This window comes from Clostridioides sp. ES-S-0001-03 (assembly GCF_020676075.1).
In the GTDB taxonomy this organism is placed as follows: Bacteria; Bacillota; Clostridia; order Peptostreptococcales; family Peptostreptococcaceae; genus Clostridioides.
Window position 1 is genome coordinate 434741 of sequence record NZ_JACVWJ010000005.1, and the last position, 24805, is coordinate 459545.

Sequence of the window (24805 nt, forward strand, 5' to 3'; positions counted from 1 at the left end):
TATTTTTTACAATCTTAATTATTACTTGTATAAGTCCAAATAAAACCCAATATATATAATCTTTTATTATAAGTTATTTTAAATATGCTAGTTTATATAACAAAAAACCAAATGCTATTGTGCATATAATTATAACTATTCCTAGAATTGTTATAAGAATCTTTTTCATTAATTTTTTTAAATCTTTTATACTACTTCTTATTTTCTTATCTTTTATACAGATATAGCAATAATAATACACCACATTATCATTGCTTGTTCTCTAGTCGTAAATATATTATTTATTGTATCTATTATATTTATAAAAATCACTTCCCTATTTTTAATATTATAATTCTGCATTAAATGCTTTTTGCATAAGTGAATTAAAGTTGTTTTCTAACTCTTCTAAACTATTTTCCATTTTAAATTTCAATTTGTCTACTTGTTTGACAAAATCAGCAAATCGCTCTTGAAGTTCTTTTGGTGGAACTGGAATCTCTATATTCTTGAACTTATCCATCGAAACATTATACATAGATCCACTTGTACCTGTTGAATTAGCCGAAAATTTCGCTCTTATTGATGATTCACTTAATATATATTTCATATAAAATACATTTACTCTATCAACAAATAATACCTTCCATAATTTATCTGGAAGTAATAAGTCAGGATAATCCTTGTGAATAATGCATGTAGCTCCAACCATCTCTCTTGTGTTTGCTCTACTAAATAATAAATCCCCTTGCTCTGGAAAAACATACTTTTTAATCTCTACATCCTTATCTATTACCTTATATTCATCTGATTTAAAATATCCTTGCGTTACAGCACTAACTTTTAAAACAGCTTTTTCATCTTTCATTTTCACTCTAGCTTCCCCGTTGGCACTCCATCCTGCAGTTATACTTTTTACAACACTTCCAATAGTTTCTATATCCCAATTATTCAGATTAGTTACTGGATCACCAAACATATCAATAAATCTTGATTTAACTAATTCATCAAGTAATCTATTACTTTCTTCTCTCTTACAAATAGCGCCCTCTGCTCTTTCTAAAATAGAGACTATTCTTTCTTGCTCTTCCAAAGGTGGTACTGGTATTTTTGCGTCAGTTAAATCTCCAAGCTTAATATATTTTATAACTCCACCTACTGATTTAGCTCTCAGCACATCAATGTACTTACTCATAAAATAGTATAAATATTTAACCTCTAATTTATTTTTATCTATACTTTCGATTATATATGTTCTTTGATATGCATCAAATTTTCCATCATAGTATTTTACATTTAAATCTCCATTCCCTGCAACCAATACACATTCACAATCATAGCTATATGATGATATTTTTAATGGTTTCACTGAACAAGTGAAAAATGGATATTCTCCATCTAGTGAACTTTCATTAGCATCAAGTCTTCCAGTTTTTATATTAACTAAAGTTCCTAACTTAACTTTTTTCCATCCTTGCGGTAACCTCTTACTCATGTCCATTCACCATCTTCTTTAAAGCCTTAATATCCTCAAGAATACCCATCTCAAGAGCTTCAATCTTCTCCATAATCACCTCTGGAACTTCATACACAACTTCCTCATACTCAATCGCTTTATACTTATTGATACTCAAATCATAACCATTATCAACAATCTCACTCTTATCAACAAAGAACCACTTATCTTCTTTACTTGGCTCAAGTGTCTTATCATCCATACACATTCTAAAACTTTCTATAATATCGGGAATATCATTAGCTTCAACTTCATTTCTCTTATCATCTAAGCTATATCCATCAGCTTGCATATCATAGAACCATACCTTATCAGTCTCTCCACCCTTAGTAAATACAAGTATACCAGTAGAAACCCCAGCATAAGGCTTAAACACACCACTAGGCATAGAAATAACAGCCTTTAACTCACACTCATCAACTATCTTTTTTCTAACATCCTTATGAGACTTAGATGAACCAAATAGCACACCATCTGGAACTATAACAGCACCTCTCCCACCCATATCAAGGATCCTATCTATAAGTACTAAGAATAATAATTCAGTCTTTTTAGTTTTTACAACACTTCTTAAGCTCTTATTTATATCTCCTTCATCTATACTTCCCTTAAAAGGAGGGTTAGCTAGTACTAAAGAATATTTATCTTCTTCGTCATATTGGCTAGATAAAGCATCAACCTGAGTTATCTGTGGATTTTCTATGCCATGAAGCATTAAGTTCATAGCTGCTATTCTAAACATAGATGGGTCAAACTCCGTTGCATTAAACATCTTATTTTTATAATGCTCCCACCCATTACTATCTATTTTGTCCCCTATCTTATCATGAAGTATCCCTTCTTCGTCAGTAAATACACTATTTTTATCTGTATACTTTCTCAATATATACTCACTAGCACTTACTAAAAATCCTGCAGTACCACAAGATGGGTCTGTTATTACATCTTCTATTGTTGGGTCCATTAATTCTACCATCATATTTATTATATGTCTTGGGGTTCTAAACTGACCATTTACACCTGCTGTTGCAAGTTTTGACAATAGATATTCGTATAAATCACCGTTTGTATCATTATCATCTAAGTTTATAGAGCTTATTAATTGAACTGCTTCATATAATAAACTTGGCTTTTGTATTAAAAACACTGAATCTTTCATTTGATCTGCAAAGATGCTATCTTCATCTGAATATGTTTTTAAAAATGGAAACACCTTATCTTGCATATTTTTAAAACTTGCTTCACTATCATAGTGAACAAACTCCGACCATCTTAAATTATCAGAATTTAAGTTAACTCTATTTATTTGATCTTCATCCATACTTTGTACGTATTTTTCAAATACAGTAGTATATGGTCTTCTCATTCTCTTAGCTTTCTTTTCTTTTGCAATTTCTGTGTCATCTAATTTCTTTATAAATAATAAATATGATATTTGCTCTATGACAGTTAGGGGATTTGATATTCCCCCTGACCAAAAGCTATCCCATAACCTATCTATTTTACTTTTTATTTCTGAATTAAGCATATTGTTCTCCTCTTTCTATTTATGCATATATGTTATCTTCTTCTTCAGCTCTATATGGTTCTATTAAATCAAATACCTTATCACAAAGTTTTTCATTAAATATACCATCTATACCATCCTTACTTAGTGTTGTATATTTTCCTTCATAAAGTGTGGCAAATGATATTCCTCGATTGTTTAGTATATCATCTTTTATCATTTTAATCATATTAATTTGCTTTACATTCATTTTAGAGTGATTTATATTTATGAATTCATCAAATTTGGTATTTAATTCTTCTTCATCTACTCCAACAAATTTTCTTATTATACCTATAACATCTTCTTTACTTACATGAGTTTTTTCTGATAATTCATCTAAGCTAAACTCTACTCTTCCAGAATTAAATATATCATAAATATTATCTAACTCTTTTTTAGTTATTTCTTTTCCTTTTCTTATCTTTTGTATAACAAGGTTCATGCTCATTTCTTTTTCAAGGGTATTTTTTACTCTTTCTATGTAAGCATCTACATTAACTTGCCCATAATTATCGCTTGTGCCTATATCTTTTATTAAGATATCACTATCTTTTATATCTATTTCTACGAATGGTTTTGTATTTTTAGACTTATACTTCATTAAATCTCTTAAAAGTATTCTTATTTCTTCTAACTCTTTATAATTTAAGCTTCCCCACTTTTCTATTTTAAGTAGTTCTTTTACATAATTACGAACTCTATTAAATTGATTCATAGTTGTGTTAAGCTTAGATAAATCTCCTATTACCTTAGATACATGAGTAATTATGTTTGGATCATCATTAAGCTTTAATATTTGTATTTTATACATCGAGTTATCAAATAGTATTGCATCCCTATGATCACTTACATCTACCCACCCCATTAGTGGTGATATATTTTTCATTAATTTATTTAATAAGTTTTTATCTATGCTATCCCATACTTTATCCAGTTTTAATGAATCTATAATTTTTTTATTTTTTCTTATTTCTACTGATTTTTCTGGTAAACTATCTATATCTTCTCTTATGAGTTTTACAATATTGTTTACTTCTTCTTCTAATTCTTTAGATTTTAATATTTCTAAAAGCTTCAATCTACTTTCAAATCTAATTTGAAGTGATGATTTAGCTTCTATTGGAATTATGCCCTCTGGTTTTTCCTCAAAGAACTCAAAATTTTTCCAATGATCAAATATATAAAATTCTTCTTTATCTTCTCCATTTCCAAACAGATTAGGGCAAAGTCTTGTACCTCTACCTATCATTTGTAAAAACTTTACTTTTGAATATATAGGTTTTGCAAATACCAGATTTACTACTTCTGGAACGTCAACTCCTGTATCTAACATATCTACTGATATTGCTATTTTAGGTCTATCTTCTTCTTTAAATCTTTTTAGTATATCGTCTTTATTTTTTATATCTGAATGTATTATAGCTGCTAAATTACCATTATATTGAGGATACATTTCATCAAACAATTTTAAAAGTAATGTAGCATGATTTTTGTTTTTAGCAAATATTATACTTTTACCTATTTCATCTTTTACTTTGATTCCACTCTCCATAAGGTTTTGTAGTATTTTTCTATTCGTATCTTTATTACTTACAAACTCCTCTAAATCATTTTTATCAAAGTCAATTTGTTCTTCATCTAATCCATCTTCTTCTAAATCTCTTTTTTGTTCTTCACTTAAATTATTCCATTTTATACCTTTTCTTAAAAACTCTGTTGAGGCATCTTTTGCTCTATACTTAAGTAGGTACTGTGGTATATGATTTACTGCTTCTTCATATGAGTATGAAAATGTAGGATCTTTGTCACCACAATCAAATAATGAGAATGTATTTCTATTTATAAATCCTACTGGTGTAGCTGTAAGTCCTACTATATATGAATCAAAGTAGTTTACTATATCTTTATATACCTTATATATACTTCTATGAGCTTCATCACATATTATAAGATCAAAGAACCCTACGCTAAACTCGTGATAGTAATTTATCATTGTTTGATAAGTTGAAAAATACAGTACTGATTCTCTATCCTGAGATGTTTTTGATGTTATTCTCATTTGCGGGGTATTTGGCATAAAAGTCTTAAAACTACTTTTATCTCTACTTGCTTGCTTTACAAGTTCATCCCTATCAGCTAAAAATAATACTCTTTTTACATGGTTAGCTTCTATCATCCCTTTTACTAGAGATATGGCAGTTCTTGTCTTTCCACATCCTGTTGCCATTACTACTAAAGACTTTCTATGTCCTTTTTCAAACTTTTCGTATACACTTTTGATACCTTCTATTTGATAACTTCTACCACTTATACTTGTATCTATTTCTACACTACTAAGAGGTCTTTTATTTTTATGCTTAAACATTTCATATTCTAAATCTTCTAAGCTATAAAATCCCCATACAAGTCTTGGAGCACTATATTTATCATCCCACATATGAGTTTCATATCCATTAGTGAAATATATTATAGGTCTTATACCAGTTTGTGCTTCTATGCCATCAGCATAAGATTTCGCTTGTTCCTGGCCTACATATGGATCTACCATTGTTTTTTTAGCTTCTACTACTGCTATAGGATTGTCTTTTTTATCAAGTAATACATAATCAGCATACCCTACTTTTCCAGTCTTTCCTTTGTAGTTTTCTATTTTATATTCTTTAACTACTTTACTACCACATACAGCCCACCCTGCTTGTTCTAATAACACATCTATTAATTTTTTTCTAGTTTGTGCTTCATTTAAATCTAATATATCCTCTACTTTTTTAAGTTCTGTATAACTATCTATTATAGAAGTTTGTTTTAGCTCTTCTTTTACTTGTACTAATTCTTTTTTATTATTTTCCTCAATTTTCTCTACTTCTTTTTTATAATCATCTATTTTATACACTTTTTGAGAACTTACTTTTGGCATTTTAAATTTAAGTGGAAGTATAGACTTATCTTTAGTTACATTTATGTAAAACCAAGCACTTATCTTTATCATTGCCATTAGAGCTTCTTTTGCTTTATCTTTATCATCTATAGCTTCATGCATTGCTTTATTACCATGAAGTCTAACTATATTAAACCAGTCTGGTATAGATTGATTTAAATTTAGAGTCCTTAACTTTTTTATTTTATCATCTTGAGTTGCAAATCTATCTATTTCTACTTTTAATGTTGCTAATACTAAATCTATTAATTGTTCCCCTAATATTCTAGTTTTTAACATCGAAGCATTTGGATCTACAATTATGTAATTTTCTGCCTGCATTCCTAGCTTTTTTAGATTAGACCATCTCTCTAAAAAATAAAAGTTTGACATTGTTTATTTTCTCCCCTTTTAGCTTTATACTATTCCAATTTGTTATATTCCCATAAGTATTATTATACCATTCATATGTACTACATAGACAAAATATCTTATTATATACTAAAGGTAAATAAAATCCAGCCTAGTATAGGGAAACAACGATTTTATCCTAGGCGGAATACCAAACAACTATCCATATTGACGACACTATCTAACTAAATTTACATATATCTATAGAGCAATAACCTAAGAAAAACTGACAAAGTAACTTATCAAAAACGTGGAAGCTTCACAAATCAGCTAAGATACAAAACAATAAAAACACATGGGCTAATATATGTAATAGACTTGATATGAAATGTGATGTTTGTAAAGTATGTTAGAAACTAATAGTGTGAATATTAATTATTTTTGATGAGAGTTATTATTTAGCCCATATAAATAAAAAATCTACTTCTGATGAATAAATAAAAAAGGTTCACCCTAATTAGAGTGAACCTTTTTTATATCTATATAATTTATACAAAATCTATATCCTGATTAAAACTTCATTATTTTCTAGAGCTATATAAAGCTTTAAAAATCAAAATATAAAGTGGAAAAAATTAATTTCTCCACTCTATCCTATATTACTAGTATAATCTACAGACCCTTAACATTTACTACTACTGCCTTAGGTCTAGTCATAGCCTCAATTGAATACTTAACGCCTTGAGTTCCCATTCCAGATGCCTTTACCCCTAAAAATGGGAAGTGGTCTGGTCCCCTCTCAGTCTTATTATTTATTTGAACAGTACCAACCTCAAGCTTATCAGCTATATAAAAAGCCTTATCAATATCACTTGTAAATACTGATGATTGAAGCCCATACTCTGATTGATTAGCAATTTCAATTGCTTCATTTATATCTTTAATTCTTATAATTGGAAGTACTGGTCCAAAAGGTTCCTCCCAAGCAATTTTCATATCAACACTTACATTATCCAATAATGTTGGATAAAATAAATTATTTTTTCTAACATTACCTGTTATTAATTTAGCCCCTTTATGCAATGCATCATCCACTAATCCTTGAACAAAATCAGTTGATTTGTTATCTATAAGAGGTGTAATAACTACTTCATCCATTGGATTCCCAACTGTTAACTTCTCTACTAACGGTTTTATTTTTTCAACTAGCTTATCAGCCACACTATCTTGAACCAAAATTCTCTTTACTGCCGTACATCTTTGCCCTGAATATGAGTAAGCTCCAGCTACTATGTTTTTAGCTGCAAAATCCAAGTCTGCATCTTCTAATACAATAGCAGCATCTTTTCCACCAAGTTCCAATAATAACGGAACCATTTTAGATATTTTAGATATATGTTGACCAACTTCAGTACTACCAGTGAAATTTATAAAGTTGATTCCCTTATGAGTTACAACATAATCTCCTATTTCACTACCTCTACCTGTAATTGTGTTGAGTACACCATCTGGTATACCAGCCTTTCTCATAATTTCTACTAAATGAAGTGCACTAATAGCTCCTTGTGTAGCAGGTTTTAGGACAACTGCATTTCCACCAATAAGTGCTGGTGCAATTTTTGACATTGATAAATTTACAGGATAATTAAATGGAGATATAGCTAAAACAGTACCCAACGGAACTCTTGAAACATAAGACATCTTATTACGTGTTCCACCAGGGAAATTGTCACCACTAATAGCCTCACCTTCCATATTCTTTCCTACATCTGCTGTGTACCTCAAAAAATCTGCTGTTCTTTCAACTTCTGCTCTTGCAGATTTTATATCTTTAGCTATTTCAAGTACCAATATATTAGCTATTTCATCCATATTTTCTAGCAATAAGTCAGCTGCTTTATGAAATATATTAGCCCTCTTGTATACAGGCATATCAGCCCATACCTTTATACTTTCTTTTGTATTTTTAATAGCTTCATCTACTTCATGCTTTGTCATAGATTGTACTTTTCCAACAAGTGAGTTATCTATTGGTGAGTAAATTTCTATTGGTTTTTTTGAATTGGATTCTACCCATTTCCCATTTATTAAATTTTTATATACATTTTCTTCGGTTTTAAGTTCATTAAACATATTTTTATTCCTCTCTCTGATATAACATTATGTATTTAAATTATAGCCATTTATTTGTTATGTAAACATTTCTTTTTCTCATAAACGTTTACCTTTAAAAAAAAATTTGTAATCCTTATTTTTTGTATTTTAAATACCGTTTTAATTAGAAGTAGCTTTTTAATTTAAATATCTATTTTTTAATATGTCTCTGTAGTTTAAGTACTTATTTTAATGTATTTTTATTTTAAATAATTCCTCATCATTTCATGCTTGAGTTTCTTGCAAGATATAATTACACATATCATAATGTCAACCATAATAGAACATATTACACAATTAAGAGAACATTATTCTGTTAATCATTGACCCTAATCTACCTATGTGATATAATTTAAGCAGAACACTATTCTGTTTTAAAAAAGAAATATCACGAAAAGAAATAAAAAGCTATCCAAAATCCAATTTTTTAGTAAATGCACTTTTTCATAAAATAATGGACCGTTATATAAAGAACTGTCCAGGCAATGATAAATATTTCACAGTTTGGAGTGATTGTATTTATTGCGGATTATGTGCTAAAGTATGTTCCTGTAAAACAATTAAATATGCCAGTTATCAAATGCACATACATAGAACCAATAACCTATAAGGTCATTCCTTATGGCTATTGGCTCTTTTCATATAACTGCCTCTACTATAATACTACTTGCAGATTGTAGCAAAAAACCGTTGTTTGTTAACAAAATCATGCTTGACAAATTCATAAATGGACAATACTATATATGTATGACTAAAAAAATATTTTAAGTCATACATATACATACTTATGGAAAGGATTGATAAATATGGCTAAAAGCTTTACAGAAGTTGAAAAAAACAATATAAGAGAAAGATTAATTTTAGAATGTGAAAACCACTGGTCTAAATATGGATATAAAAAAACTAATATTGATGAGCTTTGTTCAAAGGCAGGAATTGCAAAAGGCTCTTTTTACACATTTTTTGATTCAAAAGAAAAGTTATTTTTTGAAGTATTAAATGGAATTCAAAATAGACTTATATCATCAATATACGAAATCTTGAATAGTATGCCTACAAAAGAAGGATTTGTAGCATCTTTAAAGATGTTATATCGCTTATATGATAAAAATCCATTTTTATATGCTCCCAGAGATCATGATTCTATTGCTTTTTTAAACAAATTACCTAAAGATATGGTTTCAAAGCTTGAACATAACAATATACAAAGCTTCTATGATTTAATTGAAAAGTATGATTTTAAACTAAAAATAGATAAAGAAAAAGCCTTTGGTGTTTGTAGTGCTCTATTATCAAGTCTACTGTTAAAAGAAGATATTGGATATAACTATTTTGAAGTATTCGATTTCATGATAGAGAATCTTGTAGATGACATATTTGAATAATATGATGTGCTAATTTTACTAGATTATATAAGTAAAATAAATGATTATGTAGAATATGTAACTAGTAGAATAGGTAACTATAAAATAAATTAAATTAAATAAACAAATTAAGTGAATTACACAGCAAAAATAATAAATTTTGTTTTTCTGCTAAAATTCCTTTAAAATTCTTTTGGGAGAGTCCATATGATTGAACTAATACAAAAACTAAACGATATTATATATAAAATAAATGAAAAATTAAACATACATACAAAACTTGTAGACCCTAGTAGTGAACTTATGCCTTTCTACTCTACTCTATCTATAATGTTTGCTATATTTTTAATAGTGTTAGGAATTAAAATAAAAAGAAAACTTCTAGTAGTAATTGCTGTTATAACAATTATTATAAATGTTTTAATAATCTTAGATAGGTAGGTGTATATATGACAAAATCACTAAATACTTTCAACAAAAACTTCAACTTAATGGTATTAGGTCAAATAATTTCACTGTTTGGTGCCTCAATACTTAAATTCGCTTTATCCTTGTACATACTTGATATGACAGGAAAAGCAGGAATATTTGCTACAATACTTGCAGTATCTTCAATTCCAATTATAATATGTTCCCCTATTGGTGGAGCTATTGCAGATAAATTTAATAAAAGAAATTTAATGGTTATTTTTGATTTTTCAAGTAGTTTAACTGTTCTAGTCTTAGCATTATTTTTATTTAACAATAAAGGTTCAATACTGATTATAGGAATTATCATGACTATACTTTCAATAATAAGTACGATGTATCAACCCACTGTTCAGTCGAGTACACCTATCCTAGTTGATAGTAAAAATTTAATGAATGCAAATGGTGTCGTAGCTGGAGTTGCATCTCTTACAAATATCGCTGGACCTGTACTAGGTGGTGTTTTATATGGAATTCTTGGAGTTAATGCTATTGTAATTATCAGTTGTATAAGCTTCTTTTTATCAGCTATTATGGAAATGTTTATTCAGATGCCTTTTGTTAAACAAGAACAGTCTGATAATATCATAAAGTCTATCTTTAATGATATAAAAGATGGTGTTGTCCATATATGTAAAGAAAATCCTACTCTATTAAAAATATTATTTATAGCAATGGCATTAAACCTCTTTTTAACTTCAATGATAATTGTAGGTATACCATATATAATAAAAATAACAATGGGTGCTAATGATACCTTATATGGTACTGCACAGGGAGCAATATCATTTAGTTCACTAGTAGCTGCTATAAGTATTGGCATGTTCTCTAAACATATAAAAATTAGTAATTTATATATGTACCTTTGTGTATGTGCACTAATGTTTATTCCAATGGCATTTTCGGTATATCCATCTATACTACAAACAGGGTTGGTAGCACCATTTTTAATTCTTGTAATATCCTCTATGTTAATATTTTTCATGACAACAATTATTTCAATATTTGCCATAACAATAACTCAATTAGAAACTCCAAATGAACTGTTAGGAAAAGTAATGGCTATACTTTTTGCAGGAACAGCAGCCGCAATGCCTCTTGGTCAGGTCATATATGGTAAACTTTTTGATTTATTATCAGATAGAGTTTACATTATTATTATAGGAGTTGGTATAGTTACATTCTTTATAGCAATTATTTCAAAAGTAATATTAAAAGACAAAAGTGCTAAGTACAACAAATAGAGATTTTATTATATTCTAATTGTATTTTTTACAAATAATATCAGCAGAATATTTATATTCATAGATACATTATAATGTTTGATTTTAGTCTTAACTTTACAAAACATACAAAACTATACGACTGTAGCATAATATATGAATGTGTCATATATACTGATAAAATTTTAATTTTCACTAATTTCTGAATTTAAATGCAAAATTATGCATTAGTGTGTTGACGTATTGGAAATTGATTGATATAATCAATGAAAAATAAGCTTTATAAAAATTCAAAATATTCAGCTAGAGGAGTGATAGTAATGAGTTACATGCCAAATTTAGAGCAAGCATGGGAAATCTTAAAAAAATACAATAAGGAAGAATTTCATATAAGACACGCTCAAATTGTATCTGGTGTTATGAGATATTATGCAAAAGAATACGACCCTGAAAGAGTAGAATTTTGGGAAATCGTTGGACTTTTACATGACTTAGACTTTGAGATGTATCCTGAAGAACATTGTGTTAAGCAAAGAGAATTAATGACTGAACTTGATTTAGATAAATCAATAATTGATTCTACTGTAAGTCATGGATATGGATTGACTGGCTCAGACGTTAAACCAGAGCAATTTATGGAAAAAGTTTTATTTGCTGTAGATGAACTTACTGGATTAATTGGTGCTGCTGCAATAATGCGTCCTTCAAAAAGTGTATCTGATTTAGAATTAAAGTCTGTTAAAAAGAAATTTAAAGATAAATCTTTTGCTGCTGGCTGTTCTAGAGATGTTATAAGAAGTGGTGCAGAAATGCTTGATTGGGAACTTGACAAACTTATACAAACAACTATAGAGGCTATGAGAAGCCTAATTCCAGAAATGGAAATATAGGCTATCATACATATAAAGTAAGTATAATAAAACCAAATTAAATACTAGAACAACTTTATTTATATAGAGTATCTGATTATGTATTTATCGATTTAATAGTTTCACTAATAAGCAGTTACGTTGATACAAATGTTTTGTTGATTTTATCAATATAACATAACTTTAGTTGCAATAGAAGTTACATCTCTAAAGAGTTTTTCTCCTTTCGATGCAACTTCTTTTTTATGTTATTTTGTCTACTGATTCCACCCCTGTTATCTACTTCCAGCCACATTACCTCTAAATCTCAGACTTTATATTTTAAAACTCATTCTATGTACGACTCACTATATGTACAACACACTATTTTTACAACACACTATATGCATAGCTCACTATATGTATGATTTACTATATAACACACTAATTTAAATAGATTCTTATAGGTAATAATTAAGTCTATTATCTTTATAAAATTATATTATTTACTCATGACACATCAAATTATATATTAATTGCTTTTTTTACATTCCTAAGTGGTATAGCAATCTTAACTACAAATTTTTTATCATCATATTCAATTACAACGTTTCCTCCATATTTATTTACAGAGTTTTTTATACTTTTTATTCCTAGACCATGAAGTGCATCTTTTTTATCTGTTACAATTTGTCCGTTCTTTGTGATAATTTCATTTACTTTAGTGTTTTCCACTCTTATAAGATAAAAATTTTGTAAAACATCACCTTTAACACAAATTACTTTACTCCCCTCCTCAATTTTTTTACATGCTTCAATTGCATTATCTAAGATATTTGAAAATATATGACATACATCTATTAATTCAATAGCTTCGCAGTAACCAAAATTTATTCCTATTTTAAGTTCTATATTATTTTTATCACAAACTTCTTTCTTCTCACTCAATATAGCATCTAAGATAAAATTACCAGTATTAAATAAAATATCATTACTTTGAATCTCCATCTGTAAGTCATCTAAATATGAAGTAACATCAATACCTTTTTTAACCATAGTTTTTATACATAAGATATGATTTTTCATATCATGACTTAATAATCTAGTTTTTAAATGTTTCTTTTCTATATCCTCATAATATTCATTTTTATTGTGTAAAACGTTTTTAATCATATTATTTTCTGCTATTAATGCATTATACTCTTGTAATTTTTTAGCAACTAAAATCAAGATAATACTTGATAGAAGTAACATGATAGAGATTATAAGTAATTGATAATTATGTATTAAACTACCACTAGTTTTAGGATTAAATATGTATTCAAAAATAGCAAAGAAAGACGCTATATTGGCAATTATAGGTATAATTACATATGTTAATGTCTTTTTATTTATTTCTATATTCAATTTTATTTTTAATGTCTTATATAAAAATAAAATTAAAAGCAAAATTGTCTTTCCAGATACAATTGACTCAATTCTATATATATTTTCTGTTAACATTTGGCTCATATCATCTATTGAATTAATCCAAATTGTTAAAGACATGCTCAAAGCATCTATACCCATTAACAACATCCAATACATTAAAGATATTAGTATGGCTTTTGTAAGCCTTACTCTATATGAAATTTTGTAAAATGCAATCATAATCATCACAGATATAATTACTCTTATATTTGGAATTACGTCAAAGAAATAAAATATATTAGCAAAAATAATAATACCTATCATGTAAAGATTTATTCTTTTATTGGAAATTTTTTGTATACTTGTGTAATCTAGTATTTTTTTACAAACAAACCATTCTATGATAAAAGACATAGCAATGAAAATATTCCAAAACAAATTTGACTTTATCATAATATTTTCTCCTAGTGTATTAATAATTTAATTTTTAAAATTTTCCATATAACTTAATTATATACGACTCTACACCTGTAGTAAATACCTTGATAGAATTATCCTAAATAAATTGAATTTTATTTTATTTTTTAATAATATCATTACATATGCTAATATATTTAAGCATTCTTCCTTCTTCCAATTTAATAACAACATCATTTCTCTATAAATAACTATAAAAGTACGTTTTTCATATGATTTAGTATGTAATTCTCTCCTAAAACGATATAAAACTGTAAGAATTATAATAAAATAAATTTTATCACACGAAATACATTGACAGGCGAGGTATATAAAAGTATTATATACTTAAACGGAGGTGATGTTTATGAAAATCGCATCTGATATGATAAGAGGTCATACAGAAACAATTATCTTAAAGCATTTACTTGAAAAAGATAGCTATGGTTATGAGATTAATAAATCTATATTAGAAAAAACACAAGGCTTGTATGAGTTAAAAGAAGCAACCTTATACACAGCCTTTCGTAGACTTGAACAATCTGGTGCAATAACATCTTATTGGGGTGATGAGGCTACTGGTGCTAGAAGAAAATATTATTCTATAACAAGCGAAGGTAGAGAAAAATATAAAAAAAGCCGTGAAGAATGGGATAATACAAAATTGTTAATAGACACATTAATTTAGGAGGTGAAAATATGTTAGACAAAATACATGATTATATTGAACAAAGCTTTACAGAAGTTAAAGAAACAAGAAAGGTCAAAGAACTTAAAGATGAACTATTCGAAAATCTAAAAGAAAAATACAGCGACCAAATACAAAATGGTAAGTCAAAGCAAGAAGCATATAATTCAGTAATATCTGGGATTGGAGATTTATCTGAATTAATTGAAAGTGTTAAAGAACCATATTTTATGTCTTCTGAATTAATTGAAGAAAGAAAAAAAAGAGCTTTGAGAGTATCAATAGCAATTGCTCTTTTTATAATAAGTCCATTTTTAACTGCTGTTTTAATTGTAAACTTGGGTATCCAACCAACTCTGGCTAGTCTTCCAATGTTTATATTAATAGCAGTTGGAACAGGTCTATTAGTATACAATGGAATGACAAAGCAAAACTATAGTCCATCTGATGATACTATTGTAGAAGAATTCAAAGAATGGAGAGTAAAAACTAAAAGTACAAATCTTGCTTATAAATCATTTATGAGTGCATATTGGATGATAATAGTTGGCATTTTTTTAATTGTTAATATATGTTTTGATGCTTGGAGCTTTTCATGGATAATATTCATAATAGGTGCTGCGGGAATTCATATAGTCGAAGGTGTACTACAATTAAAAGACGCGGAGGATGATGATAAATATGAATAAAAAATTTTTAAAAATAAAAATTATTGTTTGGAGTATTGTGGCTATAGTATTTTCTATAATATTTATTATTTTCCTTACAAATACTATTACTTCATCTAAATATGATGTCAAAGATTTGATTAAAGGTTCAGTTAAAAATGAAAGTTTTTTATCCTCTAATAAAAATTATGATAAGTATATAACTGTTAAAAGTGAGAGTTTTTCAAATAAAATAAATAATATTGATGTTGACTGGATTTCAGGTGAAGTTAGAGTTTTAAAGAGTGATTCTAATAAAATCAAATTAATTCAAAAAGCTCCTTCTAATTTTTCAAGGAAAAAGATTGCAAAAATAAAGGTTGATGGTAATACCCTTTCTATCATTGATAATTCTGCAAAAAAATTCTTCATTGGAATTGGACTTCCAAAATCAACAGTACTTGAACTATATTTACCTGAAAAATTATATAACAATATAAATGTATCTACTACTTCAGCAGATATATATAGTACTTATCTTAAAAGTAACATGGCGTATATTGAATCAGTTTCAGGTAATATAGAAATGTATGGTAAGATTGACAAAATGACTTTAGAGACAACTAGTAGCAATATCAACATAAAAAAACTTGATAGTAAAAGTGTTACCTGTAATTCAGTATCTGGTAAAATTCAACTTTCTGGTAAAACTGATGATTTGAAGATAAATACAACAAGTGGAGATATAGATTTAAAAAATATGGACAATAAGAATCTTATATGCGAATCAACTTCTGGTAAAGTTAATATAGAGGGTAAATTTTCCAATATCAAATCTGAGACAACTAGTGGAGATATAAAAATTAATTCAAGTGCAATGTTGTCTTCTTTCAAATGTGATACTACTTCTGGTGATATTGATTTGTATATTCCTGAGAATTCAGGATTTACCTTAGATTTTAGTAAGGTCTCTGGTAATTTAAATAGTAGTTTTAAATTACTTCAGGATGGCGATTCATATGTTTATAAAAATGGGACTGCAAAGATGTATGTGGATACTACAAGTGCCGATTTAAATATTATAAAAAATAACTAACAAAAAATAGCGATATTAAAGCTTTGTATAAACTACATAAAGATAATATACATTAAAAAGTTATATAAATTACACAAAGATAAATCTTTATATCTTATAAGCAAAAATTAGAGGCACATTATCATAAAAAATATGACTAAATGTGCCTCTAATTATAATTATTTATTCACAAGATACTTATCTATACAGAAAATATCTATCTATACACAAGTTAACATTTTATATATCAATTAACTTTATTTTATATATTAGTTTTGAATAACACTTTCTCTTGACTCAATTTCTTTTGAAATACTAGCTATAAACTCATCTAATTTAATACTGCCTATTTCACCTTTATCTCTTGATCTTACAGAAACATTATTTTCAGCTACTTCTTTTTCACCTACTACTAACATATAAGGAACTTTTTCAAGTTGAGCCTCTCTTATTTTAAATCCAATTTTTTCAGCTCTATCATCTAATTCAACTCTTATACCTTTATCAAATAATATTTTTTTAACTTCATTAGCATAATCCATAAACTTATCAGATATAGGAAGTATCTTAACTTGAGTTGGAGATAACCAAACTGGGAATTTGCCAGCATAATGTTCAATTAATATACCTATAAATCTCTCTATACTACCAAAAGCAACTCTATGAATCATAACTGGTCTATGTTTCTCACCATCTTGTCCAATATAAGTATTATCAAATTGTCTTGGAAGTTGCATATCTAATTGGATAGTACCACATTGCCAAGTTCTTCCTAAACAGTCTCTTAAATGGAAGTCTATCTTAGGACCATAGAATGCCCCATCACCTTCATTTATAGTATATGGTAGACCTAACTCTTCTAAAGCTTCTCTTAATCCATTTTCAGCTGCTTCCCACTCTTCTTCGCTTCCCATAGAATTTTCTGGTCTTGTAGATAATTCTAGATTGTATTCAAATCCAAAAGTCTTGTAAATACCATCTATTAGATTAGCTACACCTTTTATTTCATCTTTGATTTGTTCTGGTAACATGAATATATGTGAATCATCTTGAGTAAATGCTCTAACTCTCATTAATCCTTGTAATGCTCCAGATAACTCATGTCTATGAACTCTACCAAGTTCTGCAACTCTCATTGGGAAATCTCTATATGAGTGTAATTGAGAATTGTAGTAAATTAATCCACCAGGACAGTTCATAGGTTTTATAGCATAATCCTCGTCATCTATTTTAACTGTATACATATTCTCTTTGTAATGATACCAGTGACCTGAAGTCTCCCATAATTTTCTGTTTAATATAATTGGAGATTCTATTTCAATATATCCAGCTTTTCTGTGTATTTCTCTCCAGAATTTTAATAATTCATTTTTAAGTTCCATTCCTTTTGGTAAGAACATAGGGAATCCAGGACCTTCATCAGGTATCATAAATAAACCTAATTCTTTACCTAACTTTCTATGGTCTCTTTTTTTAGCTTCTTCTAATAAGTGTAGGTACTCTTCTAAATCTTTATTTTTTTCAAAAGAAGTTCCATAGATTCTTTGAAGCATTTTATTTTTTTCGTCACCACGCCAGTATGCACCTGCTACACTTTGTAATTTAACAGCTTTAACCTTTTTAGTAGATGGTAAATGTGGTCCTCTACATAAATCAGTAAAATCACCTTGTTTATAGAAAGATATTATTTCACTTTCAGGTAAATCAGATATAAGCTCTACCTTATAATCTTCTCCTTGTTCTTTCATAAGTTCTAAAGCTTCATTTCTAGGAAGTTCAAATCTTTCTATTTTTAAATCTTCTTTAGCTATTTTTTTCATTTCAGCTTCTATTTTTTCCAAGTCTTCTGGAACTAATCTATGTTCTAAATCTATATCATAATAGAATCCATTCTCTATACTTGGCCCTATAGCAAGTTTTGCTTCTGGGTAAAGTCTCTTTATAGCTTGAGCTAACATATGTGCTGATGTATGTCTAAAAACGTCTTTTCCTTCTTTATCTTCAAATTTAAATAAGTTTAAATCACAATCACTATCTATCATGTGGTCCAGACCTACAACCTCTCCGTTCACAGATGCTGCTACCACATTTCTAGCTAATCCTTCACTAATGGATTTAGCCACATCCATAACAGAAAGAGCATTTTCAAATTCTTTTATTGAACCATCTTTTAAAGCAACTTTAATCATTGTTTTTTCCTCCTTATTGAGATAATTTTTAATTTTTTTGTAATAAAAAATCGCCCCAAATATATTTGGGACGATATTAATTCGCGGTTCCACCCAAGTTGGTGTATACAAATATATACAACCCTCTTGATGACTATAAGGTAGTCACCCGAGCACTTTCACAAATCGTGTAAAACAAATATTGCTAATAAGCTCAGCTCCAAGGTAGTTTTCAAATAGACCTATTACATGGGTTTTCAGCCATAGACCCAGATTCTCTGTGAATGGTTTCCACTCTACTCTTCCTCTTCAACACTATAATTTTTGATATATTTTCATTATAACAGATAGTCATACATCAATCAACATTAATGTAATATATTAATTACCCATTATTTTTCATCTCAATCAATTTTAAACTAATATTCTTATATTTTATATTAATTTAATCTTTTGATTTATAGTAATATTATAATATTTTCACTAATTTTAAATTTTTAAAGCATATCTACATGCATGATAGATATAACTAGATAAATATAGTCACTAATCCTTGAACTATACCTATTAAGAAACCTAATACAAGACCTAAGATTTCTATATGTTTTAATTCATTTTTAGCTATTCTTATGATTATTTCTTCTAGTTCATATAAATCTAGTTCATTAATCTTATCTTCGACCATTTTTTGTATATCTATACGCTCATTTGCTTTATTTATTATATTTTTGCTCAATTCATCTATGCTCTGTTTCACTTCAGATTCAATTATATCTCCTAAATAGTCCTGAATCATGTTCTTTATACTGCTTGGTATAAATGAAACTTTCTCATGTATGATAATTTTCACCCTTGCTTTTATGTATCTTACAACTTCTTCCTTATCTTCGTCAGTAATGATATTTGCAAGTATTTCGTCCATTGAAAGAAATTCGTTTTGAATTATTTCACCTACATTTGCTGCTATTTCTGCTCTTCTCTTTGGTATAAGACCTACTATCTCTATATTTAAAATAGGTATCTTAATAGGTACTATTGGTCTAAATATCAGTCTTATAGCAACTACATTTGTGACATAACCTATAAATCCACCAATAACAGCTAATATTAGTATCCTAATTAAATTATCCATTATAAAACTTCTCCTTATCAATTGTATATTTGTTAGCTATATTTTATCTTTAATAACTCTAGTTATATTATAGCTTTATATACAATTATAAGTCTTTCGTGTCGATTTCAAAAGAATTTTTTGATTTCTAATTTTTATTTTTATTATTTTAGTTGTATTTTACTATCTTTTAACTCTGATTTATCTGTAATTTGAGTATATTTTTATTTTTAACTATCTTTTCAAATCTTAAATTATATCTTTCAATTCTAATTTTCCATAATTATACTAACTTTATTTTCAAAAATTGCTTCTACTGTATCTATGATTTCCTTTGAGCAATTGTTATTTAATAAATCTAATATTTCTATCTTCTTAGGGCATAAAGTTAATAAGGTACTTATTAAAAAGTCCTCATAATTTAAATTTTCTCTTATGACCATATTTATAATTTCTTCATCATCTATACTGTCTATTTTATTTCCATTTTTATCGTATAAAATAAATGTATTATCTTCCATTATATGAACTTTAAGTAAATCTATCTTTTCTTCTTGAGTATCTATAAAATATTTTAAAACTCTTATAAACTCATCTTGGTCTCTTTTTATTAAATACTCTTCAACTGCAATATCACCTATAGCAGAAATATATTTCATAAATTCTCTCATTCTAAATCTAATAAAACCTTCGACATTTATAAAATCATTTTCCTCTATATAGTTCCTAACCCTTGTAAATACTGTTTCTCTCATAAAAATCTCTTTTTTAGCAAATATGTTTAGTGAATATATGTATATATTATTTTTATCTTCAGGATATGTACGCCCATAGCATTTTAGAATGTATTCTTTTAAAAGTTTCTCTTTCATTATACTTATTATCATACTAGTTATTTCTGTAGATATTTCATCAATATTTAGAGCTCTTTGTTCAGTTTTAGTACCATTAAGTATCTTCTTATTTAATACTTCTTGCTTTGCAGAATCAATTACGACTTCTACAATGTCATTTGTATATATTAATCTATCATTTACATTATTATTCCTCAAAAATTTCATAGAAGAAATATTATCCTTCTCAACCAAAGTTATCGCTCCTTTCTCGTCATGAGAGGAACTATAGAACCTATATCGAGTAAATTTTCACTACTAAGTGTAACTATCTTCTTGTTTTTACTTTCTATAAAACTTTTTATACGTTCATAGTCAGGATGTTTTTTAACATCTCCACAAAAAGCTAGTTTATCCTTAGAAATTAACCCTGTACATCCACCTATAAATCCATAATTCATCTCAAATAAATTTATATGACCTTTTTCTATTAATAAACACTCTATTTCTGTATTCTTCATGCTTTTCCAAATACCTTTATCTGATGTTATTATAGATGTTCTATCTACTATACAGATTGAGCATTTAGAATAGCCCTGCTCTATATTTATCTTTTTAAGTTTATTATTTTCAATATAATCTAGTATCGCTCTGTCAGTGTACTTAAAATTGTGTATGGCATAATCACCAACTATAGCAATATTGTAAGGTATATCATAAGGATATTTATTTGATAAATTAGCTTCTCCCTTAATTATATTAAATTTATGTTTACTTAATAACTCTTTGTATTGATTATATACATTCGGCGCAACAATTATATCTCCTTTTCCTAAATTACAAATACATATATCTGGGTGATATTTTATACTTTCATATAATTCTTTACATTCTATTGTTTTTATTATTTCTATATTTCTTAATTTTAATTCATTTTCCATTAGATAACTAATTCTTTTGTCCACCAAAGCTAGACACAAATCGTCATCTAGTATAAATGGCTCTCTTGTAAATTCCATTTTTTACTCCTTTTTATTTTTTTTGATAAATTTTTTATTTGAATATAAATAAAGTGTGCAGTAGATTTTTTCTACTTACACACTTATTATTGGACTTTTATGTAATTAATCTAAATTAATTAATGTTTTTTTTGATAAATTTTTATAAAAACTCTACTCTATCATCTAATTGATTTTAATTTAGCTATATCGTTCCAATTGCTTTCTGTTACTATTTCAATTTTATTTAAGTCTCTTTTTATCTCTTGTGTGTCTCCTTTAACAGCTACAACATGTTTTTCTGTATATTCTAATTCTACCTTTGTGTCTTTTAAATCTTTTTTAATTTCTACTAGATTATTTTCTATCTTATCTAATCTAGAGTCTATTCCATTAAATCTAGCATCTACTTTATCTAGTCTTATGTCAACTTCATCAAATCTAGTACCCATCTTCTCTAGTCTTATGTCTACTTCATCAAATCTAGTATCCATTTTATCTAGTCTTATGTCTATCTCATCAAATCTAGCATCCATTTTATCTAGTCTTGTATCCACCTTATCTAATCTGTTTTCTAATTTATCAAATCTGTCGTTAATACTGTTTTGCATTTTGTCTAGAAATTGCAAAATTTTGTCTTCCATATGTATCAACTCCTCTATAGATAATTATAACATTCTACACAAATACTATACACATCTTCAGCAATAATTAGTATGTATCTTTCACCTTATTGTACTCTTTTTTTACATATTCCAAAACATCTGGTGGTATGTTTCTATTGCTATTTGGAGTAAGTCCAATTTCTCCATCTTTTATCTTAAACTCCATGACTTTACTTCCCTTAAAACCATCCTTTACAACATTCTGTATCAATTCATAAACAGGCTGTTCTACATCCTTTACAATCGAACTTATTACATTATCTGGAGCCATATCATATTGGTCTTTATTAATAGCTATAACTTTACCACCATTTTCTCTAGCTACCTGAATAGCTCTTTTCCCATCATCCTCTGTGGCTGAAAATACAACATCTCTATCAGAATCTCTCATTTCTTTTGCAATAGTTCTAGCTGACTCAGGATTTTCAAATACATTTGCATACTTTACCAATAAATCAGCATTTTTATTTGAAGTTTTAAGACCTTTTCTAAATCCAGATTCATATTTGTCTCTACTAGAGCCTTCAACCCCTCCTATAAATCCTACTTTACCAGTGTCAGTCATTTTTCCTGCAATAAGACCTGCCAAATATCCAGTGGAATTATCTTGAAATGATACAGAAATTACATTAGCTGGTTGAACCTTATAATTATAATCAACTATTGCAAATTGCTGTTTTGGATATTTTGTAGCAGCTTGTTTAATCGGTTCTGCAAATCTAGTTCCAACTGCTATTATCAAGTCTGGTTCATATTTATATAATTTTTCTATGCTATTTGCAAAGTCATTAAAAGTCTTTGGTCTTTCAATCTTCTCTCTAATATCAAAATCCTCATCAGCTCTTTTTAAAGCTGACAGTACATTATTATTATACGATTCATTACCTAAATTTTCAGTATCTAACAATACTCCAACAGTTTTTCTTACATAAGAATCATCTTCCAATTCATCCTCATCATTGCTACTTTCACTATTTGACTTATCTTTATCAGACAAAGTTGACACATTCTTAGATTCACTTTGTTTAGACTTATTATTATTTATATTAGAATTATTATTTACTCTATTAAATCCAAAATCAAAATTACAGATAAATAGTATAAAAACTGTAAAGAGTATGACAAAACAAAACATCAATATCCTTTTTATTTTCACAAAACTCACTCCCTGACATAGAACATGAAGTCTCTATAAATTATTTATTGTTCTTATTTACATATTCTAACACATCAGGAGGAATATTTTGAGAACTATTTTGAGCAAGTCCAGTACTTCCAGACTTCATTGTATTTTCTATAACTTTACCACCCTTATAATCTCCTTTTACAAAGCTTTGTATTAAGTCATAAGTAGGTTTTTCAAAGTCCTTTACAATAGAACTTATAACATTTTCTGGAGCCAACTCATGCTGATCTTTATTAATTGCTATCACTTTTTTATTCTTTGCTCTAACCATATTTATTACACTCTTTGAATCATCTTCAGTATTAGAAAAAATAATATCTACTCCACTATCCATCATTTTTTTAGCAACAGATTCAGCAGATTTACTATCTTTAAAAATATCTACATACTCAACTGAAATATCTTTTATATTGCTATTAGAAAATTTAACACCTTCTTTAAAGCCAGATTCAAATTTATTTCTACTAGAACCCTCTACTCCACCTATAAAACCAACCTTATCTGTTTCTGTCATCTTTCCAGCAACTAATCCAGCCAAATATCCAGTCTTATTATCCTCAAAAGAAATTGAAGTTATATTAGATGGTTGTTTGTCATACTCATAATCTACAATGGCAAACTGTTGCTTTGGGTATTTCTTGGCTATCTTTTCTAGAGGCTTTGCAAATCTAGAACCAACAGCTATAATCAAGTCAGTATTATCATTACATAAAATATCTATGCTATTAGAAAAAGTTGATGAATCCTCTGATTCCACTTTATTTGTATCTATGTTAAGATTTTTTTGTGCAGTATCTAACGCTAACAAAGCTGAATTATTCATGACTCCATTATTTGACCCTTCAATATCTAATATCATAGATACAGATTTTTTTGAATTTTCTTTGTTACTTAGCTTATTTTTATTATCTTGATTAGAACTAGAATTATTACTTGAATTACTGCTACATCCAACTAACATTCCAGCAGTCATTGCTACAGTTAACATTAATACCAACAATTTTTTTAAACGCATCAAAATCCACTCCTTATATTTTTGTGACATTTTTACATACTATTTACTTTTACATACTATTTACTTTTACATACTATTTACTTTTACATACTATTTACTTTTACATACTATTTACTTTTACATACTATTTACTTTTACATACTATTTACTTTTACATACTATTTACTTTTACATACTATTTACT

General features: G+C 27.8%; 19 protein-coding genes and 1 other annotated feature. Of the genes, 7 read left to right on the forward strand and 12 right to left on the reverse strand.

Translation table 11 applies throughout. The annotated features are described in order from the left end of the window. Positions 1-328: 328 nt before the first annotated feature. The 4 genes from IC174_RS13045 to IC174_RS13060 form a co-directional block, all read right to left on the reverse strand. Entirely contained in the window at positions 329-1474 is a 1146-nt protein-coding gene (locus IC174_RS13045) for a restriction endonuclease subunit S (RefSeq protein ID WP_227433584.1), read from the reverse strand. After that, positions 1467-3023, reverse strand: a complete 1557-nt coding sequence (locus tag IC174_RS13050) for a class I SAM-dependent DNA methyltransferase (protein ID WP_227483078.1) — start codon at positions 3021-3023, stop codon at positions 1467-1469. Before IC174_RS13050 ends, IC174_RS13045 begins: the two co-directional genes overlap by 8 nt. Positions 3024-3042: 19 nt before the next feature. After that, complete coding sequence (locus tag IC174_RS13055) at positions 3043-6354, reverse strand: DEAD/DEAH box helicase family protein (RefSeq protein ID WP_227433586.1); 3312 nt, start codon at positions 6352-6354, stop codon at positions 3043-3045. A gap of 630 nt (positions 6355-6984) precedes the next feature. Further along, positions 6985-8445, reverse strand: a complete 1461-nt coding sequence (locus tag IC174_RS13060) for an NADP-dependent glyceraldehyde-3-phosphate dehydrogenase (RefSeq protein WP_227433587.1) — start codon at positions 8443-8445, stop codon at positions 6985-6987. A gap of 827 nt (positions 8446-9272) precedes the next feature. Here IC174_RS13060 and IC174_RS13065 point away from each other — a divergent pair. From IC174_RS13065 to IC174_RS13080, 4 genes are all read left to right on the forward strand, one after another. After that, positions 9273-9851, forward strand: coding sequence for a TetR/AcrR family transcriptional regulator (locus IC174_RS13065; protein ID WP_227483079.1), 579 nt, complete (start codon positions 9273-9275; stop codon positions 9849-9851). A gap of 186 nt (positions 9852-10037) precedes the next feature. Continuing rightward, on the forward strand, positions 10038-10271 hold the full coding sequence (locus tag IC174_RS13070) for a hypothetical protein (RefSeq protein WP_227483080.1): 234 nt from the start codon (positions 10038-10040) through the stop codon (positions 10269-10271). Positions 10272-10279: 8 nt separating this feature from the next. Then, positions 10280-11542: an MFS transporter gene (locus tag IC174_RS13075; RefSeq protein ID WP_227483081.1), complete on the forward strand. Its 1263-nt coding sequence runs from the start codon at positions 10280-10282 to the stop codon at positions 11540-11542. Positions 11543-11841: 299 nt separating this feature from the next. Next, the gene (locus IC174_RS13080) at positions 11842-12411 is read left to right on the forward strand and encodes a hydrolase (protein ID WP_227433591.1); all 570 of its coding nucleotides are present in this window, start codon (positions 11842-11844) and stop codon (positions 12409-12411) included. A gap of 483 nt (positions 12412-12894) precedes the next feature. Here IC174_RS13080 and IC174_RS13085 read toward each other — a convergent pair whose 3' ends face one another. Beyond that, positions 12895-14232 carry a sensor histidine kinase gene (locus tag IC174_RS13085; protein WP_227483082.1) on the reverse strand — a complete coding sequence of 446 codons (1338 nt, stop codon included), beginning with the start codon at positions 14230-14232 and terminating at the stop codon, positions 12895-12897. Positions 14233-14602: 370 nt separating this feature from the next. Between IC174_RS13085 and IC174_RS13090 the strand changes: the two genes are divergently transcribed. From IC174_RS13090 to IC174_RS13100, 3 genes are read left to right on the forward strand one after another with little or no spacing between them, the layout of a single operon-like run. Further along, on the forward strand, positions 14603-14923 hold the full coding sequence (locus tag IC174_RS13090) for a PadR family transcriptional regulator (RefSeq protein WP_227433593.1): 321 nt from the start codon (positions 14603-14605) through the stop codon (positions 14921-14923). 11 nt (positions 14924-14934) lie between these two features. Beyond that, complete coding sequence (locus tag IC174_RS13095; RefSeq protein WP_227483083.1) at positions 14935-15612, forward strand: TMEM198/TM7SF3 family protein; 678 nt, start codon at positions 14935-14937, stop codon at positions 15610-15612. After that, a complete protein-coding gene (locus tag IC174_RS13100) occupies positions 15605-16666 on the forward strand; it encodes a DUF4097 family beta strand repeat-containing protein (protein WP_227483084.1) in 1062 nt (353 codons plus the stop codon). The genes IC174_RS13095 and IC174_RS13100 overlap by 8 nt, the downstream gene beginning before the upstream one ends. A gap of 248 nt (positions 16667-16914) precedes the next feature. On the opposite strand, the gene thrS is transcribed toward IC174_RS13100, so the two are convergent. The 7 genes from thrS to IC174_RS13135 form a co-directional block, all read right to left on the reverse strand. Then, a complete protein-coding gene (gene thrS / locus IC174_RS13105; protein WP_227483085.1) occupies positions 16915-18834 on the reverse strand; it encodes a threonine--tRNA ligase in 1920 nt (639 codons plus the stop codon). A gap of 63 nt (positions 18835-18897) precedes the next feature. Further along, positions 18898-19135: a binding site (T-box leader), on the reverse strand. Positions 19136-19342: 207 nt separating this feature from the next. Continuing rightward, positions 19343-19945 (reverse strand): DUF445 domain-containing protein, encoded by a 603-nt coding sequence (locus tag IC174_RS13110; RefSeq protein WP_227433597.1) that lies wholly within the window; start codon positions 19943-19945, stop codon positions 19343-19345. A gap of 248 nt (positions 19946-20193) precedes the next feature. Beyond that, positions 20194-21012 (reverse strand): putative sporulation protein YtxC, encoded by an 819-nt coding sequence (locus IC174_RS13115; protein ID WP_227433598.1) that lies wholly within the window; start codon positions 21010-21012, stop codon positions 20194-20196. A 2-nt stretch (positions 21013-21014) separates the two neighbouring features. Next, positions 21015-21776, reverse strand: coding sequence for a DUF6873 family GME fold protein (locus tag IC174_RS13120; protein ID WP_227483086.1), 762 nt, complete (start codon positions 21774-21776; stop codon positions 21015-21017). A gap of 161 nt (positions 21777-21937) precedes the next feature. Continuing rightward, positions 21938-22399 carry a hypothetical protein gene (locus IC174_RS13125; protein ID WP_227483087.1) on the reverse strand — a complete coding sequence of 154 codons (462 nt, stop codon included), beginning with the start codon at positions 22397-22399 and terminating at the stop codon, positions 21938-21940. A 67-nt stretch (positions 22400-22466) separates the two neighbouring features. Next, positions 22467-23576, reverse strand: a complete 1110-nt coding sequence (locus tag IC174_RS13130; RefSeq protein ID WP_227483088.1) for a BMP family ABC transporter substrate-binding protein — start codon at positions 23574-23576, stop codon at positions 22467-22469. A gap of 40 nt (positions 23577-23616) precedes the next feature. After that, positions 23617-24621 (reverse strand): BMP family ABC transporter substrate-binding protein, encoded by a 1005-nt coding sequence (locus IC174_RS13135; RefSeq protein ID WP_227433602.1) that lies wholly within the window; start codon positions 24619-24621, stop codon positions 23617-23619. Between the last annotated feature and the right edge of the window lie 184 nt (positions 24622-24805).

Coding starts and splice junctions, on each gene's coding strand:
- IC174_RS13045 (WP_227433584.1), bottom strand. CDS start 1,474: ATGAGTAAGAGGTTACCGCAAGGATGGAAAAAAGTTAAGTTAGGAACT.
- IC174_RS13050 (WP_227483078.1), bottom strand. CDS start 3,023: ATGCTTAATTCAGAAATAAAAAGTAAAATAGATAGGTTATGGGATAGC.
- IC174_RS13055 (WP_227433586.1), bottom strand. CDS start 6,354: ATGTCAAACTTTTATTTTTTAGAGAGATGGTCTAATCTAAAAAAGCTA.
- IC174_RS13060 (WP_227433587.1), bottom strand. CDS start 8,445: ATGTTTAATGAACTTAAAACCGAAGAAAATGTATATAAAAATTTAATA.
- IC174_RS13065 (WP_227483079.1), top strand. CDS start 9,273: ATGGCTAAAAGCTTTACAGAAGTTGAAAAAAACAATATAAGAGAAAGA.
- IC174_RS13070 (WP_227483080.1), top strand. CDS start 10,038: ATGATTGAACTAATACAAAAACTAAACGATATTATATATAAAATAAAT.
- IC174_RS13075 (WP_227483081.1), top strand. CDS start 10,280: ATGACAAAATCACTAAATACTTTCAACAAAAACTTCAACTTAATGGTA.
- IC174_RS13080 (WP_227433591.1), top strand. CDS start 11,842: ATGAGTTACATGCCAAATTTAGAGCAAGCATGGGAAATCTTAAAAAAA.
- IC174_RS13085 (WP_227483082.1), bottom strand. CDS start 14,232: ATGATAAAGTCAAATTTGTTTTGGAATATTTTCATTGCTATGTCTTTT.
- IC174_RS13090 (WP_227433593.1), top strand. CDS start 14,603: ATGAAAATCGCATCTGATATGATAAGAGGTCATACAGAAACAATTATC.
- IC174_RS13095 (WP_227483083.1), top strand. CDS start 14,935: ATGTTAGACAAAATACATGATTATATTGAACAAAGCTTTACAGAAGTT.
- IC174_RS13100 (WP_227483084.1), top strand. CDS start 15,605: ATGAATAAAAAATTTTTAAAAATAAAAATTATTGTTTGGAGTATTGTG.
- thrS (WP_227483085.1), bottom strand. CDS start 18,834: ATGATTAAAGTTGCTTTAAAAGATGGTTCAATAAAAGAATTTGAAAAT.
- IC174_RS13110 (WP_227433597.1), bottom strand. CDS start 19,945: ATGGATAATTTAATTAGGATACTAATATTAGCTGTTATTGGTGGATTT.
- IC174_RS13120 (WP_227483086.1), bottom strand. CDS start 21,776: ATGGAATTTACAAGAGAGCCATTTATACTAGATGACGATTTGTGTCTA.
- IC174_RS13125 (WP_227483087.1), bottom strand. CDS start 22,399: ATGGAAGACAAAATTTTGCAATTTCTAGACAAAATGCAAAACAGTATT.
- IC174_RS13135 (WP_227433602.1), bottom strand. CDS start 24,621: ATGCGTTTAAAAAAATTGTTGGTATTAATGTTAACTGTAGCAATGACT.